This is a genomic window from Cellulomonas sp. (assembly GCF_015234515.1).
Lineage (GTDB): Bacteria > Actinomycetota > Actinomycetes > Actinomycetales > Cellulomonadaceae > Cellulomonas.
The window spans coordinates 165,246-179,895 of sequence record NZ_JADGMY010000011.1; the positions used below are offsets into that span (position 1 = coordinate 165,246).

A 14,650-nucleotide genomic window follows, 5' to 3' on the forward strand; every position below is an offset into this window, starting at 1 on the left:
CGACAACCATGCCGCCCGAGGGGCTCGACGCCCGGTCACGGCTCGCACCAACCTCACGACCCAGGGTTGTCGGACACGCACAAACGTCGTCTCGTGGAGCGCGCCCGCCGAGGTCCGGCCGGTCAGTCGTCCGCGGAGCCGAGCCGCCCCACGGCCAGCGCGATCTGCAGGACGTACGACTCGCGGGCATCGAGGGGGTCCCACCCCGTCACGTCGGACACCCGACGCAGCCGGTACCGGACGGTGTTGGGGTGCACGTACAGGGTCCGGGCGGCGGCCTCCAGGGACCTGCCCGCGCCGAGGTAGGCCGACAGCGTGTCGAGCAGCGACCCCTGGCTCGCCGCGAGCGGCGCGTAGGCGCGCTCCACGAGCGCCCGACGTGCGGTGGTGTCCCCGACGAGGACACGCTCGGGCAGGAGGTCGTCGGCGTGCACGGGGCGGGGCGCCTGCGCCCAGGCGGGCGCGGCGAGCAGCCCGGCCAGTGCGGCGCGCGCCGACCTGGTCGCCTCGGCCAGCCCGGCCGCGGTGGGGCCGACCACGACGGGTCCGGGACCGAAGCGCGGGAGCAGGGCCATGGCGGCTGCGCCCAGATCTCCCTCACCGCCGAGGAAGACCACGAGGCGGTCGCCGAGGATGCCGACGAGCGCGTCGTCAGCGGCGCGTCGGGTGGCCCGGCGCAGGTCCGCCGCCCGCACCTCGTCCAGGTGCGCCCCGGCCGTTCCCACGACCACCAGCGTCGAGCCGCGTCCGCTCCAGCCGAGCGCCGCCACGCGCGAGCGCAGCGCGTCGTCGACGTCACCACGCACGAGGGCGTCCACCACGAACGCCTCGAGGCGCGCGTCCCAGGCACCGCGCACCTCGGCCGCCCGTGCGTAGACCTCGGCTGCCGAGAACGCCACCTCGCGCGAGTACCGCAGGACCGCCTCGCGCAGCTCGCGCTCGGCACCCGGTGCGGCCAACCGGTCCGAGTGGGTCTCGACCACGTCGACGACGACGCGGACGAGCTGCAGCGTGTGCTGCAACGAGATCGACCGGGTCAGCTCGGGGGGTGCCGCGGCGAAGATCTCACCGACGCCGTGCGGCGGCCGCGACGGGTCGGCGTACCAGGTGACGAACGCCGTGATGCCGGCCTGCGCGACGAGGTTCACCCAGGAACGGTCCTCGGCCGGCAGCGCGCGGTACCACTCGAGGTCGTCGTCGAGCCGACGCATCGCGGCTGCGGCGAGCAGCCCTGTACCGTCGCGGACCCGGCGTTGCGTCTCGCTCTGGTCGCTCGGCCCCGCCGACGCACCGGCGAGGGCGGTCGGGGGCGGCTGGCTGCGGCGGGGCGAACGCGCCGCCGGCGGCCTCGAAGACGTCGCCATCCCGCGAGCATAGGGCCATGTTGTGGGAAGCCCACAAACCTCAGGGGCGCGGCGCCCACCGTCCACGGGCGGTCGGACGGGTGCGCACGCAACGGAACGGATAAGGTCGCGACATGGCTCTTCTGCCCCGCCTGCGCCAGCTCATGCGGAGACCCTCCTCGGCCTCCAAGGTCGGGGCGCGCCGCCCGACGACGGCCTCGCGGCGCGGGGACACGCTCCACGAGGACGCGTTGCGCTCGATGCTGAGCGACGACCCCAACAACGAGCGCGCGTTCCTGGCGCTCGCCGAGATCGTCCGTCGGCGTGCTGCCGAGTCCGTCGCGGAGGAGGACCCGCTGACGGCACCGAACGTCGAGCACGAGCGCCAGCACGCCGCCGACCTGGCCGTGTGGTCGTTGGGCGAGGAGCTCGCCGGCAACCCGCGCGCGTGGTACCCGCTCATCGAGGTGGCGCGGCTGTCGGTGCGCGACGACCACGAGGGCACCATCCGCCGCCTGACGACGGCTGCCGAGCGCGACCCCTCGGGTCAGGCGCTCGTGCAGGGCATCGCGCTGCTGTGCGAGGCGGGCCAGCCTGTCGAGGCCCTCAACCTGGGCGTCGGGCACTGGCGGCCGCGTGAGCACGTCCCTGAGGTGGCGCGCGAGCTGGTCCGGGCGGCGATCGCCGCTGAGCGGCCGCTCGAGGCCAAGCAGCACCTGGCGTCGCTCGACCTGTACCCCGACCAGCGTGCGATCGCAGGGCTGAAGGACGAGCTCCGGATCGAGATCGCCCAGGCGCAGCAGGCGATCCCCGGGACCTGACCTCCGGCGTCTCGCCCAGCGAGCCGCACCCGACAGTGGCGTCCGCATGCAGGACGCAGGACGCCCCCGGCCGTACGGCCGGGGGCGTCCTCGTGTCAGCGGGAGGTCAGGAGTCGCCGCCCGTGTTGCCGGACGTGCCCGCCGTGACGTCGTGGAGCCGGTAGCGCTCGATCGCCTGCGCCGGGAGCGACGGGTCGAGCTTGCCCTCCAGCACCAGCTGCTGGAGCACCCGCACGACCGTCGAGGGTCCGTCGATCTTGAAGTGCCGACGTGCCGCCGCGCGCGTGTCCGAGAACCCGAACCCGTCGGCGCCGAGCGTGGCGTACCGACCGGGGATCCAGGCGCGGACCTGGTCCGGGACGAGGTGGTCGTAGTCCGTCGTCGCGACGAACGGACCCTCCGCGCCCTGCAGCTTCTGCGTGAGGTACGGCGTGCGGATCTCGTCGCCCGGGTGCAGGAACGCCGCCTGCTCGGCCGCGAGCGCGTCCCGGCGCAGCTCGTTCCAGCTCGTCACCGACCACACCGCGGCGCGCACGCCCCAGTCCTCGGCGAGCAGGTGCTGCGCCTCGAGCGCCCACGGCACCGCGACACCGGACGCGAGGATCTGGGCGCGCGGCCCGTCGCCCTCGGCCGGCGCGATGAGGTGGATGCCCCGCAGGATCCCCTCGACGTCGACGCCCTCCGGCTCGGCCGGCTGGACCATCGGCTCGTTGTAGACCGTCAGGTAGTAGATGACGTCCTTGTCCCGGCCGTCCGCCGTCTCGCCGTACATGCGCTCGATGCCGTCGCGGACGATGTGCCGGATCTCGTACCCGTACGCGGGGTCGTAGTGCACGACGTGCGACATGGTCCCCGCGAGCAGCGGCGAGTGGCCGTCGGCGTGCTGCAGGCCCTCGCCCGTCAGCGTCGTGCGGCCGGCGGTGGCACCGATGAGGAAGCCGCGGGCCATCTGGTCACCGGCCGCCCAGAACTGGTCGCCCGTGCGCTGGAACCCGAACATCGAGTAGTAGAAGTAGAACGGGATCAGCGGCTCGCCGTGCGTCGCGTACGACGTGCCGACGGCCTGGAACGCCGATGCGGAACCGGCCTCGTTGATCCCGGTGTGCATGATCTGACCGGACTCGGACTCCTTGTACGAGAGCATGAGCTCGCGGTCCACGGCCATGTAGTTCTGGCCGTTGGTGTTGAAGATCTTCGCGCTCGGGAAGATGGAGTCCAGGCCGAAGGTGCGGGCCTCGTCCGGGATGATCGGCACCAGGCGGTGGCCGAACTCCTTGTCCTTCACGAGGTCCTTGAACAGGCGCACGAGCGCCATGGTCGTGGCGACCTCCTGCGTGCCCGAGCCCTTGGCCAGGCCCGAGTACACCTTGTCGCCCGGCAGCGTGAGCTTGGTGTGCTCGGTGCGCCGCTCGGGGACGAACCCGCCGAGCTGACGGCGGCGCTCCAGCATGTAGCGGATCGCCTCGTCGTCCGGGCCCGGGTTGTAGTACGGCGGGAGGTACGGGTCGGCCTCGAGCTGCTCGTCGGTGATCGGGATGTGCAGCGAGTCGCGCAGCGTCTTGAGCTGGTCGAGCTTCAGCTTCTTCATCTGGTGCGTCGCGTTGCGCCCGGCGAAGCCCGAGCCGAGCCCGTAGCCCTTGATCGTGTGCGCGAGGATCACGGTCGGCTGCCCGGTGTGCTCGCGGGCCGCCTTGTAGGCCGCGTAGAGCTTGCGGTAGTCGTGCCCGCCGCGCTTGAGCGCCCAGATCTCGTCGTCCGTCATCTTCTCGACGAGCTGCTTGGTGCGGGGGTCACGGCCGAAGAAGTGCTCGCGGATGAACGCGCCGTTCTCCGCCCGGTACGTCTGGAAGTCGCCGTCGGGCGTCGTGTTCATCAGGTGGACCAGCGCGCGGTCCTTGTCGGCGTTGAGCAGCACGTCCCACTCGCGGCCCCAGATCACCTTGATGACGTTCCAGCCGGCACCGCGGAACTGTGCCTCGAGCTCCTGGATGATCTTGCCGTTGCCGCGGACCGGGCCGTCGAGCCGCTGCAGGTTGCAGTTGACGACGAACGTCAGGTTGTCCAGACCCTGCTGCGCTGCGTGCTGGAGCATCCCGCGGGACTCCGGCTCGTCCATCTCGCCGTCGCCCAGGTACGCCCAGACGTCCTGCTGGGAGGTGTCCTTGATCCCGCGGTTGTGCAGGTACTTGTTGGTCCACGCCTGGTAGATCGCCGACGCCGGGCCCAGGCCCATCGACACCGTGGGGAACTCCCACAGCTCGGGCGCCAGACGCGGGTGCGGGTACGACGGCAGCCCGCCGCCCGGGTGCGAGAGCTCCTGACGGAACCCGTCGAGCTGGTGCTCCGAGAGGCGACCCTCGAGGAACGCACGGGCGTAGACGCCGGGGGACGCGTGGCCCTGGAAGTAGACCTGGTCGCCACCGCCCGGGTGGTCCTTGCCGCGGAAGAAGTGGTTGAGACCGACCTCGGTCAGCGTCGCCACCGACGCGTAGGACGAGATGTGCCCGCCGACGGCCACCCCAGGACGCTGCGCGCGCGTCACCATGACGGCCGCGTTCCAGCGGATCCAGGAGCGGTAGCGGCGCTCCATGACCTCGTCACCGGGGAAGTACGGCTCGTTGTGGACCGCGATGGTGTTGACGTAGGGCGTGTTGAGCGACGCGGGGATCGCGACGTTGCGCTCGCGCGCGCGCCGCAGGAGGTTCATGAGCACGTACCGCGCGCGCGGGCCGCCCTTGTCGTCGATCAGCCCGTCGAGCGACTCGACCCACTCACCGGTCTCCTCCGGGTCGATGTCGGGGACCTGGCTGAGCAGGCCGCCGATGAGCGGACCCGTCTCGTCGATGGAAGCCACCGGTGCTCCTTCTGCGTCTCGTGCGCGCCCGGTGCCTGGTGGCACCACAGCCCGCTGCATTGCCTGCCGCCGGCGACCTGCGCGGTGGCGCGGGTGCGGTTGCGGGCCGTCGGACCATTCTCGGTCCGTCCGGCCCCGAAAGTCACACCGTGGTGCCGCTCGAGTGGCGTGACGTCCATGACACGCGCACTGATCGCCCTCTTGCCAGCGCCCCCCTGCCTGCGGTGGGCTAACGTGTGCCGACATCGACAGGTGGGTCTGCGGACAGTGCGGCGCACCGGGGGAGAAGGGAACGGGCCACGTGTCATCCACCGCGGACGACTCCGCGACGCAGGCGGTCACCCGCCTCGGCTTCACGGCCGGGCAGGTCATCCAGGAGCTGAACTACGACGACGACGTCGATGCCGACGTCCGTACGCGTATCGAGGCCGTGACGGGGACGGAGCTCGTCGACGAGGACTACGACGACGTCACCGACGGTGCCATCATCTGGTTCCGGGAGGACGACGGGGACCTGACGGACGCCCTCGTCGACGCGACGAGCGTGCTCGAGGACAGCGGGCCGATCTGGGTGTTCTCGCCCAAGGCAGGCCGTGCCGGCCACGTGTCGCACTCCGACATCGAGGAGGCGGCGACCACGTCGGGCCTCCACGCGATGTCGACCTTCGCCATCGGCCCGGACTGGTCCGCGACGCGGCTCTCCACGCGCGGCCGCGGCAAGTGACCGCCGCGGGCGTCCCACTCCTCGGGACGCGCGCGCCGGAGCTGACGCTGCCGGACACGCACGGCACACCGGTGGAGCTCTCGCAGCTGCGGGGGACACCGGTCGCCGTCGTGTTCTTCCCGTTCGCCTTCTCCGGCATCTGCACCGGTGAGCTGTGCGAGCTGCGCGACAACGTCGCGGCCTTCGACGAGGCGGGGGTGCGGCTGCTGGCCGTGTCGTGCGACCCCATGTTCACGCTGCGTGCGTGGTCGGAGCAGGAGGGCTACACGTTCGACCTGCTGTCGGACTTCTGGCCGCACGGCGCCGCAGCGCGTGCCTTCGGCGTGTTCGACGAGACCACGGGACACGCCCTGCGCGGCTCGTTCCTCCTCGACGCCGACGGGGTCGTGCGCTGGAGCGTGGTGAACCCCCGCGGGCAGGCGCGCCCCCTGTCCGCGTACCGCGAGGCGCTCGCGGCGCTGCCGGCGTGATCGAGGGGTGGGCCCGGCCGGTCTCGAACCGGCGACCTCCGCGGTGTAAGCGCGGCGCTCTGACCAACTGAGCTACAGGCCCCTGCGGTCGGTCAGCCTACCGGCGCGCCCGGCCCTTGCCGCACGTGCGGGGCACGCCGCGGCAGACGCTCGTAGCGGCGCTCGTGCGTAGGCTTCGGGGTGTGCGAGCCACCGTCATCCACGGCCCCCGCGACGTGCGCGTCGAGCAGGTGCCGGACCCCGTGATCCACCGCCCCACGGACGCCGTCGTGCGGGTCGTCGCGACCTGCGTGTGCGGCTCCGACCTGTGGGGCTACCGGGGGGTGCGTCCCCCGAAGCAGCCGCAGCGCATCGGCCACGAGTTCGTGGGCGTGGTCGAGGAGGTCGGCTCGGGCGTGCGTCGGGTGAAGGTCGGCGACTTCGTCGTCGCGCCGTTCTCGATCGCCGACGGCACGTGCGCGCACTGCCGCAACGGCGTCCACACGTCTTGCGAGCAGGTCGCCTGGTGGGGGTCGCCGGACCACGAGGGCATCGCGTCGGACGGCGCCCAGGGCGAGTACGTGCGTGTGCCGCTGGCCGACGGGACGCTCGTCGTGACGCCCGAGCACCCCGACGACGCACTCCTGCCGCACGTCCTGACGCTGACCGACGTGCTCGGCACGGGTCACCACGCGGCGCTGTCCGCCGGTGTCCACGCCGGCTCGAGCGTGGCGGTGGTCGGTGACGGCGCCGTGGGCCTGTGCGGCATCATCGCGGCGCGCCGGCTCGGGGCCGAGCGGATCGTCGCGTTCTCCCGCAACCCGGCACGGCAGGCGCTCGCGCGCCGGTTCGGTGCGACGGACGTCGTCGCGGAGCGCGGTGACGAGGGTGCGGCGGCCGTCGTGGACCTGCTCGACGGCGTCGGGCCCGACGGGGTGCTGGAGTGCGTGGGCACCAAGGAGTCCATGGCCCAGGCGCTGGCCACCGTGCGGCCCGGTGGGCGCGTCGGGTTCGTCGGCGTCCCCGCGGGAGGTCCGGAGCTGCCCGTGCAGACGATGTTCTCCGCCAACAAGGGCGTGGTCGGCGGGGTCGCACCCGTGCGCGGCTACATCGAGGGCCTGCTGCCGGACGTCTGGGCCGGGACCATCGAGCCGGGCCTGGTGTTCGACGCGACCTTCGCGCTCGGCGACATCGCCGACGCGTACCGCGCCATGGACGAGCGCACGTGCACGAAGGCGCTGGTCCTGCCGTGACCGCGACCCTCGCCGACGTCGTCGCGGCGCTCGACGGCCGCTACCCGCCGCGGACCGCGGAGTCCTGGGACCGCGTCGGCCTGGCCGCGGGCGACCCGGCGGCGCCGGTGCGGCGCGTCCTGTTCGCCGTCGACCCGGTGGCGACGGTCGTCGACGAGGCGATCACCTGGGACGCGGACCTCCTGGTCACGCACCACCCGCTGCTGCTGCGGCCCGTGCACTCGGTGGCCGCGACGACGTACAAGGGCGCGCTGCTCCACCGGCTCGTGCGGGCGGGCTGCGGGCTGTACACGGCCCACACCAACGCGGACGCGGCGCGCGGTGGCGTGGCCGAGGCGCTGGCCGACGCCGTGGGCCTGGTCGGCACGGAGCCGCTCGTCGCGGCCGACGCGCCCGCGCTCGACAAGCACGTCGTCATGGTGCCGGTCACGGGCGCGGACGCCCTGGTCGACGCGCTCGCGGCTGCCGGCGCCGGTGAGGTCGGCGACTACGCACGGTGCGCGTGGACGACCACCGGGCAGGGCACGTTCACGCCGCTGCCCGGCGCGTCTCCCGCGGTCGGGTCCGTGGGGAGCCGCGAGAACGTCGCCGAGGCGCGTGTCGAGATGGTCGCGCCGCGTGGCCTGCGAGCGCGTGTCGTCGCCGCGATGAGGGCGGCCCACCCGTACGAGGAGCCGGCGTTCGACGTGCTGGAGCTCGCCGCGCTGCCCGGGGAGACCGGGCTGGGTCGTGTCGGCGCGCTGCGCGCCCCCATGCCGCTGCGCGACTTCGCCGCGGCGGTGGCCGCCGCGGTGCCGGCCTCCGCGCAGGGCGTGCGGTACGCCGGCGACCCCGACATGCCGGTGCGGCGCGTCGCGGTGCTCGGCGGCTCGGGGGACTCGCTGTTCGACGCCGTGCGCGCCGCGGACGTCGACGTGTACGTCACCGCCGACCTGCGGCACCACCCGGCCTCGGAGCAGCAGGAGCGCGCCGCGTTCGAGGCGGGCGACGGACCACCGCGTCCCGCACTGGTCGACGTCGCGCACTCCGCCTCGGAGTGGTTGTGGCTGCCGCGCGCCGCCGACGCGCTGCGGGCCGATCTGGCGGCCACGGGCACTACGGTGGAGACCCGCGTCAGCACGCGGCGCACCGACCCGTGGACGGGTCATGTGCCGCAGACGTCCCCGCCGGAAGGAACCACGTGACGACCGCTCCCGCAGCCGACCAGCGCCGACTCCTCGACGTCCAGGAGCTGGACACCCGCCTCGCGCAGCTCGCGCACAAGCGGCGCTCGCTCCCGGCCCTCGCGCGGCTCGTCGAGCTCGACTCGCAGCTCGCGGACCTGGACTCCGCGCTGGTGACGTCCCGGACCGCGGCGTCCGACCTGCGCATCGAGGTGGCGAAGGCGGAGACCGACGTCGACCAGGTGCGCAGCCGCGCCGCCCGCAACCAGCAGCGGCTCGACGGCGGGCAGGTCGGTGCCAAGGACGCGCAGGCACTCACGAGCGAGCTCGCCAGCCTCGCGGCGCGGCAGGCGCACCTCGAGGACGTCGAGCTCGAGGTCATGGAGCGGCTCGAGGCGCACGAGGCCGTGCTGCGCGACCTCGAGCAGGCGCAGGGTGCCCTCGTCGCGGACCGCGACAAGGTCGTCGCCGAGCGGGACGCCGGGTACGCCGAGCTGGACGCCGAGGCGGCGCGGGTGCGCGCCGAGCGCGAACGTGCTGCCGAGGGCCTGGACGCGGGTCTCGTCGCGCTCTACGAGCGGCTGCGGGGCCAGCTCGGCGGCAGCGGCGCCGCCGCGCTGCGGGGCAACCGGTGCGAGGGCTGCCGCCTCGACCTGAACGGTCAGGACCTCGAGGCCATCCGCGCGCGTCCGGCCGACGCGGTCGTCCGGTGCGAGGAGTGCGGGCGCATCCTGGTCCGCCTCACCGACTCCTGAGGGGCGGCGCGGTGCGCTGGACCGGCGGGCCGCAGCCGCGAAGAATGTGCGGATGACCAGCGCACCCGGACGTCCTGCCAGCCCGCCCGCCGGACCGGAGGGCGGGTCCGGGTCACCCGCCGAGCCCCTCGCACCCACGCGGGCGGACCCCGCGGGCTCCGGCACGTCGGCTGCGGGGCAGGGCGGCGCGCGGCTCCGTGCCGTGCGGCCGTCGGGGACCGCTCCCCGGTTCGACGACGACGAGCCGACGACGGTCGTGCTCGTGCGGCACGGCCAGACCGCGATGACGGTCTCGCGCGGGTACTCGGGCTCCTCGGAACCCGGGCCGTCGCTCGACGACCTCGGGCGGACGCAGGCGGCGGCTGCCGCGGCGCTCGTCCACCGCGTCGGCCGTGACCTGTGGGGCGACATCGAGTACCCGAGCGAGATCGTCGCCTCCCCGATGGTCCGCACGCAGGAGACAGCCGCGATCCTCGCCGAGCGCCTGGGGCTGCCGCTGCGCACCGACGCGGCCTTCCAGGAGGCGGACTTCGGGCAGTGGCAGGGGCTGACGGCCGAGCAGATCGAGGAGCGCTGGCCCGGGGTGCTCGAGCCGTGGCACACCGACGGCCACGTGCGCCCGCCCGGTGGTGAGTCCATCGCGGACGTCGGCGTGCGGCTGCGCCGCGGACTGGACGGACTGCGCGAGGGCGGGCCGCGGACCGTCGTGGTGGTGTCGCACGCGGTCGCGATCCGCGCGGCGCTCGGTGTGACGATGGGCGCCCACCCCGGGACGTGGAGCCAGCTGCGCGTGGCGCCTGCCTCGGTGAGCATCGTGCGGCTGTTCGCTGACCGCCGTGACGAGATCGCGGTGGCGGGCGCACCCAGCGAGGGCTGGTGACGCCCGGCCGCTGATGACGCCGGGCCGTTGGCGCCGGTCGCGTCAGACGACGACGAGCGACAGCGTGCGAGGCCCGCGTCGCGGCTCGGGGCCCAGCTCCACGGCGTGCAGCGCGTCGCCGACCAGCGCGCTCGCGGCGTGCGCCAGCTCGTCGGCGTCGCGCGGCTCGCGGCCGCGGCGGGTCACGAGGTGGCGCGTCAGCACGCCGCGCGTGTGCTTGGCGTGGTGCGAGACCACCGAGCGGCGTCCGTCGACCTCCCGCAGCACCCGCACGTCGACCCAGCGAGCGCCGGCCGGTGGGGTCCACGCGGCGCGGTACGCGGCCGACCGGCAGTCGACGACCAGCTCGTCCTCGGCGCGCTGCGTGAGCTCGACCCCGAGCGGCCCGCGCCAGGCGGCGGCGAGCGGGCCGATGCCGGGCAGGTCCGTGCCCATCGACAGGCGGTAGGCGGGGACGACGTCGTCGACCGTCAGCACGCCCCACAGCGCCGACACGACGCGCACGCTCGCGACCGCCCGGGTGCGCGCCGCCGGGGTCAGCGTGTCGAGCCCGGCCGCGCCGTACAGCACGCCGGTGTAGACGCGTGAGGCGCGCGCCGCGGGCGCCGAGCGCAGCACGACGTTGCGCGCGACCTCGTCCGCGAGTCCGCGCGAGACGCCGAGCACGTCGCACGCGTCCGGGCGGGCGCTGACGGCGACGAGCGCGTCGAGCACCTTCTCGCGGACCGGCGTCAGGCCCGGGTGCGACAGCGACGCCAGGTCGAGCGGGGGAGCGGCGGCGGGCGCGGGCGTCTTGCCCTCGGAGGGCGGCAGGAGCACGAGCACCGCACGAGGGTACGGTGTGCGCTCCGCCGTCCGACGACGTCAGGGGTGTGACGTGGCGCAGGTCAAGGTCTACGGGCGCCGCTCGGTGTGGGGTGCACGCCGCCAGGAGGTCTCCGATGCCGTGCACGGCGCGCTGGTCGCGGCGTGGGGGCTGCCGGACGACAAGCGGTTCCACCGGTTCCTGCTGCTCGACGACGAGGACCTCGTCGCGCCGCGCGGCCCGGCATACCTCGTCGTCGAGGTCGTGTGCTTCACGGGCCGCAGCCCGGGCGCGGTCCGCGCGCTGATCGCCGCGTTCTTCGACGACGTCGCGCCCGCGCTCGGCCTGGGCGCCGACGACCTGGAGGTCGTGGTCATCGAGAGCCCGCCGACGCACTGGGGCATCCGCGGCGTCGCCGGTGACGAGCTGACCCTGCCGTACCGCGTCGACGTGTGACGCGGGTAGGCTGACCGCGCGGATGAGTCAGCCAGGCGGCCGCGTCAGGACCCTCGGGTCCTGCCGAGGAACGTCCGGGCTCCGTAGGGCAGGGTGGTGGGTAACACCCACCCGGGGTGACCCGCGGGAAAGTGCCACAGAGAACAGACCGCCACGACGGACCGGCTCGCCGGGACGGCGCGGTAAGGGTGAAACGGTGGGGTAAGAGCCCACCAGCGTGCCGGGTGACCGGTGCGGCTCGGCAAACCCCACCCGGAGCAAGGCCAGACAGGGAGCGTTCGAGGGTTGCCCGCCCGAGCTCCCGGGTAGGCCGCTGGAGGCGTGCGGCAACGTACGTCGTAGATGGATGGTCGCCACCCGTGCGAGGGCAACCGCGCACGGGGACAGAACCCGGCGTACCGGCTGGCTCATCCGCACATGAGCCGCTGACCTGAGGAGACGCAACGGCCCGACGTCCCTCATGCCGATTCCGCTCCCGCCCCTCATCGATGTGAACAGTCCACTTCCCGGCCTTCTGCTACGGCGACCCATCCGCAGTCCGCGAGGAGTCCGCAGGAGTGCCGAGCACGGCGTCCACAGCCTCGCGGGTCCGGTCGTCCGAGTCCGGCCACAGGTGGCTGTAGGTGTCCAGCGTCTCGACCGCCGACGCGTGCCCGAGCCGCGCTTGGACCGTCTTCACGGACTCCCCGTGCCGGATCAGCAGCGATGCGTAGTAGTGCCGCTATCGCACGCACCGAGGCGGACGAGCGTGCTACGGACGGGGGTGCGTCGCTGAGGGCACGTTCGCCGGTAGGTTGCCCGACATGACACCCGAGCCCGGCACGCGGGTCAACCAGCTCACCAATCTCGGCCAAGGCCTTGCTGTGGGTTGCCTCGCCCTCGGCGTGACGGCCATCACCCGCACGAAGATGACCATAGAGTTCGCGTTCGGGCACGCCTGGCGACCGTGGTTGTACTCAAGGCGCTTCCCGCAGGTCCGCGCCGATCGGCGCAACGACATCTACTTCGAGATCATCGGACGAAGCGAACGACGCCAGGGGGCAACGATCGCCGCGTGGGACCTACACGGCGAGGTCGGCGTCGAGCCCTATCTGAAGGGCGCTTGGACACTCGATGATGCGCAGGACCTGATGCCGACGTACACAGGGGTGCCGTGGTCCGGCTGGCTCGACCTCGCGGAGCGCTTCGTCGGCGACCTCGGCGACGATCAGGTCGTCCGCGGCTGACTATGCCCGGCGTCGCGACTGTGCGGCGCGTGAACGAGCCGAACGTGGCTCGATCCGGTTGCGGTCGAGGGGGACCGTGCGGTCAGCGCGCCACTGCCGGTACGTGCACTCATCCACGAGCCATCGACCATTCGGCACCACCTGGAAGCCGCCGGGGACAACGCCGTGCCGGATGTAGAGCACTGCGGTGGACACAGCCACGTGGAGCTCGTCAGCGATCTGCCGAGGTGTGAGCGTCCGGCCTGGCAGAGAGTCGTCGGCATCGGGCACGGCGGAAGAGTTACGTAGTCCGCAGCCAGTCCGCAAGAGCACCACCACGGCCCAACGCTCACCGTCAGCGCCCAACAGCGTCCTGGCAGGTCAGCCCTAAGAACGGTCATCCGCCGCATCGTGCACACATCTGCCATATGGGCCGCCGTCGGTACCGGGCGTACCGGCTGGCTCATCCGCACTTCGAGCCTGTGAACTGCAAGAGAACCCCGGTGGAAGTCCCGCGACGGCCTTCATGGGGGTCGCAGGGGTCGCGTGATGTTGCGACATGTTGAGGCGCGTAGCCCCCACACAGCCCCCGGATTCCGGAGTCGGGGTCGTGGGATCAGCGCTCGTCGGCGCCGTCGTCGCGGATCCGGATGATCCCGTCGGACGCGTCGCGCATCCGCTCGTCGTCGTCAGGCCACAGGTGAGCGTAGGTCCGCAGCGTCTCGTTCGCGTCCCTGTGCTCGAGGCGATGCGTGACGGCCACCGGTGACGCGCCGCCGGCGACGAGCAGCGACGCGTGGAAGTGCCGCAGCTCGTGCCACCCGTCCCCGCCCGGCGCGCCCGCGATCGCCGCGGCCGCGCGCCACACCTCCCACGCCGTCCTGATCGCGACGCGCCGGTCGCTCGACGGCGTCCTCACCGGCCCGAGCACCGGCCGCCCTGCTGCGACCGTCTCGCGCGTCAGCTGCCGGTCGATGCGCAGCACCGGCACCGCCGTCGATCTCGACAACGCGGTCCCATGTCAGACCGCGCATCTCCCCGGAGCGCCGCCCGGACGTCGCCCCCAGGACGGACATCGCACGGAAGCGCTTGCGGGCCGCGTCGGTGAGCGGGGTGCATGAGGATCACGCGCGCCGTCGGTGCGCCGAGAAGCACGGGGGCGCGGTGCCAGACGACGACGTGCGTCATCTCGCGCAGCCGGCGGCCACGGATGATCTGGACTCATGTCCGGAACCGTAGGTAGCGCCCCCGAGCGGGCGGGCGTCGGTGTGTCAGGACTGCACGAGCTGGTGTGCCCGCTGGTGCGACACTCCGAGCACCGCCCCGACGTCGCGCAGTGGCACGTCCTGGGCGACGAGGTCCCGCGCGAGCGCCGCAGCGTGCGCGCGCGCCGCAGCCTCGAGCCGCTGAGCCTGGGCGCGCTCGTCGCGGATGGCCGCGAGCCGTGCGGCGACATCCACGTCGCCGACCCTCGCGACGACGACGTGGACGCCGACCTCGTCGAGAGGCACGTCGAGCGTGACCGCCACGAGCTCGCGGGCCATGGTCTCGACCTCCGTGAGCCGGCGCGCCTGGGTGACGCCGATGTCTGGCACGGTGACCGTCCACCAGCGGCCATCGCGGGCCGCGGTCGCGGTGTAGGTGGTGCTCATCGTGCCTCCTCGATCGCCTGCATGATCTTCCGGTACACCCCGGGGCTGATGGTGCGGTGCCCGTCCGGGACCGCGATGCCCTTGCCGCTGGGGTGCTCCCACCAGGTGTGTGACCCGGTCGTGCGGACCGGCTCGAACCCGGCGGCCCGCAGTTCGCGGGTGACCTTGCGGGTGGGCTGCTCTGCGATCATGAAATGTAGTCTATGTCGAGTAGACATAACAAGTCTAGTACGTCTAGACGTGATTGCCTCGACATCCCTGTCGCCTCCATGGAGCCGCCACGGCAGTAA

General features: G+C 73.1%; 15 protein-coding genes, 1 tRNA gene and 1 other RNA gene. 10 read left to right on the forward strand and 7 right to left on the reverse strand.

Annotation, left to right across the window (positions count from 1 at the left end; translation table 11 throughout):
* Positions 1–122: 122 nt before the first annotated feature.
* Positions 123–1,364: a CdaR family transcriptional regulator gene (locus IR158_RS04205; RefSeq protein WP_291809952.1), complete on the reverse strand. Its 1,242-nt coding sequence runs from the start codon at positions 1,362–1,364 to the stop codon at positions 123–125.
* 113 nt (positions 1,365–1,477) lie between these two features.
* On the opposite strand from IR158_RS04205, the gene IR158_RS04210 reads away from it, so the two are divergent.
* Entirely contained in the window at positions 1,478–2,164 is a 687-nt protein-coding gene (locus IR158_RS04210; protein WP_291809954.1) for a hypothetical protein, read from the forward strand.
* Between the two features lie 106 nt (positions 2,165–2,270).
* On the opposite strand, the gene aceE is transcribed toward IR158_RS04210, so the two are convergent.
* Positions 2,271–5,018: a pyruvate dehydrogenase (acetyl-transferring), homodimeric type gene (gene aceE, locus IR158_RS04215; RefSeq protein WP_291809958.1), complete on the reverse strand. Its 2,748-nt coding sequence runs from the start codon at positions 5,016–5,018 to the stop codon at positions 2,271–2,273.
* Positions 5,019–5,319: 301 nt separating this feature from the next.
* Between aceE and IR158_RS04220 the strand changes: the two genes are divergently transcribed.
* Both IR158_RS04220 and IR158_RS04225 read left to right on the forward strand, forming a co-directional pair.
* The gene (locus IR158_RS04220) at positions 5,320–5,742 is read left to right on the forward strand and encodes a DUF3052 domain-containing protein (protein WP_291809961.1); all 423 of its coding nucleotides are present in this window, start codon (positions 5,320–5,322) and stop codon (positions 5,740–5,742) included.
* Positions 5,739–6,212, forward strand: coding sequence for a peroxiredoxin (locus IR158_RS04225; RefSeq protein ID WP_291809963.1), 474 nt, complete (start codon positions 5,739–5,741; stop codon positions 6,210–6,212). Before IR158_RS04220 ends, IR158_RS04225 begins: the two co-directional genes overlap by 4 nt.
* An 8-nt stretch (positions 6,213–6,220) precedes the next feature.
* On the opposite strand, the gene IR158_RS04230 is transcribed toward IR158_RS04225, so the two are convergent.
* Positions 6,221–6,294 (reverse strand) — tRNA-Val (locus tag IR158_RS04230).
* Positions 6,295–6,394: 100 nt separating this feature from the next.
* Between IR158_RS04230 and IR158_RS04235 the strand changes: the two genes are divergently transcribed.
* The 4 genes from IR158_RS04235 to IR158_RS04250 are packed head-to-tail and all read left to right on the forward strand — an operon-like array spanning position 6,395 to position 10,242.
* Positions 6,395–7,444 carry a zinc-dependent alcohol dehydrogenase family protein gene (locus IR158_RS04235; protein WP_291809966.1) on the forward strand — a complete coding sequence of 350 codons (1,050 nt, stop codon included), beginning with the start codon at positions 6,395–6,397 and terminating at the stop codon, positions 7,442–7,444.
* Positions 7,441–8,628: a Nif3-like dinuclear metal center hexameric protein gene (locus IR158_RS04240; RefSeq protein WP_291809969.1), complete on the forward strand. Its 1,188-nt coding sequence runs from the start codon at positions 7,441–7,443 to the stop codon at positions 8,626–8,628. The genes IR158_RS04235 and IR158_RS04240 overlap by 4 nt, the downstream gene beginning before the upstream one ends.
* Positions 8,625–9,362 (forward strand): C4-type zinc ribbon domain-containing protein, encoded by a 738-nt coding sequence (locus IR158_RS04245; RefSeq protein WP_291809971.1) that lies wholly within the window; start codon positions 8,625–8,627, stop codon positions 9,360–9,362. The genes IR158_RS04240 and IR158_RS04245 overlap by 4 nt, the downstream gene beginning before the upstream one ends.
* A gap of 52 nt (positions 9,363–9,414) precedes the next feature.
* A complete protein-coding gene (locus IR158_RS04250) occupies positions 9,415–10,242 on the forward strand; it encodes a histidine phosphatase family protein (protein WP_291809974.1) in 828 nt (275 codons plus the stop codon).
* A gap of 42 nt (positions 10,243–10,284) precedes the next feature.
* Here IR158_RS04250 and IR158_RS04255 read toward each other — a convergent pair whose 3' ends face one another.
* Positions 10,285–11,067: a peroxide stress protein YaaA gene (locus IR158_RS04255; RefSeq protein ID WP_291809977.1), complete on the reverse strand. Its 783-nt coding sequence runs from the start codon at positions 11,065–11,067 to the stop codon at positions 10,285–10,287.
* A 52-nt stretch (positions 11,068–11,119) separates the two neighbouring features.
* Here IR158_RS04255 and IR158_RS04260 point away from each other — a divergent pair, with 52 nt between their 5' ends.
* The 3 genes from IR158_RS04260 to IR158_RS04270 all read left to right on the forward strand — a co-directional run bounded on the left by IR158_RS04260 (position 11,120) and on the right by IR158_RS04270 (position 12,729).
* A complete protein-coding gene (locus IR158_RS04260) occupies positions 11,120–11,503 on the forward strand; it encodes a tautomerase family protein (protein WP_291809981.1) in 384 nt (127 codons plus the stop codon).
* A gap of 23 nt (positions 11,504–11,526) precedes the next feature.
* Positions 11,527–11,917, forward strand: an RNA gene (gene rnpB / locus IR158_RS04265) — RNase P RNA component class A.
* 389 nt (positions 11,918–12,306) lie between these two features.
* Positions 12,307–12,729: a hypothetical protein gene (locus tag IR158_RS04270; RefSeq protein ID WP_291809983.1), complete on the forward strand. Its 423-nt coding sequence runs from the start codon at positions 12,307–12,309 to the stop codon at positions 12,727–12,729.
* A gap of 595 nt (positions 12,730–13,324) precedes the next feature.
* Here the strand turns inward: IR158_RS04270 and IR158_RS04275 are convergent.
* The 3 genes from IR158_RS04275 to IR158_RS04285 form a co-directional block, all read right to left on the reverse strand.
* Positions 13,325–13,699, reverse strand: a complete 375-nt coding sequence (locus IR158_RS04275; protein WP_291809984.1) for a tyrosine-type recombinase/integrase — start codon at positions 13,697–13,699, stop codon at positions 13,325–13,327.
* 280 nt (positions 13,700–13,979) lie between these two features.
* Positions 13,980–14,360 (reverse strand): hypothetical protein, encoded by a 381-nt coding sequence (locus tag IR158_RS04280; protein WP_291809987.1) that lies wholly within the window; start codon positions 14,358–14,360, stop codon positions 13,980–13,982.
* Positions 14,357–14,551, reverse strand: a complete 195-nt coding sequence (locus tag IR158_RS04285) for a type II toxin-antitoxin system HicA family toxin (RefSeq protein ID WP_291809990.1) — start codon at positions 14,549–14,551, stop codon at positions 14,357–14,359. Before IR158_RS04285 ends, IR158_RS04280 begins: the two co-directional genes overlap by 4 nt.
* Between the last annotated feature and the right edge of the window lie 99 nt (positions 14,552–14,650).

What these genes read in the sequence shown, in the direction of transcription:
- IR158_RS04205 (WP_291809952.1), bottom strand. Translation starts at nt 1,364, where the DNA reads ATGGCGACGTCTTCGAGGCCGCCGGCGGCGCGTTCGCCCCGCCGCAGC.
- IR158_RS04270 (WP_291809983.1), top strand. Translation starts at nt 12,307, where the DNA reads ATGACACCCGAGCCCGGCACGCGGGTCAACCAGCTCACCAATCTCGGC.
- IR158_RS04250 (WP_291809974.1), top strand. Translation starts at nt 9,415, where the DNA reads ATGACCAGCGCACCCGGACGTCCTGCCAGCCCGCCCGCCGGACCGGAG.
- IR158_RS04280 (WP_291809987.1), bottom strand. Translation starts at nt 14,360, where the DNA reads ATGAGCACCACCTACACCGCGACCGCGGCCCGCGATGGCCGCTGGTGG.
- IR158_RS04285 (WP_291809990.1), bottom strand. Translation starts at nt 14,551, where the DNA reads ATGATCGCAGAGCAGCCCACCCGCAAGGTCACCCGCGAACTGCGGGCC.
- IR158_RS04210 (WP_291809954.1), top strand. Translation starts at nt 1,478, where the DNA reads ATGGCTCTTCTGCCCCGCCTGCGCCAGCTCATGCGGAGACCCTCCTCG.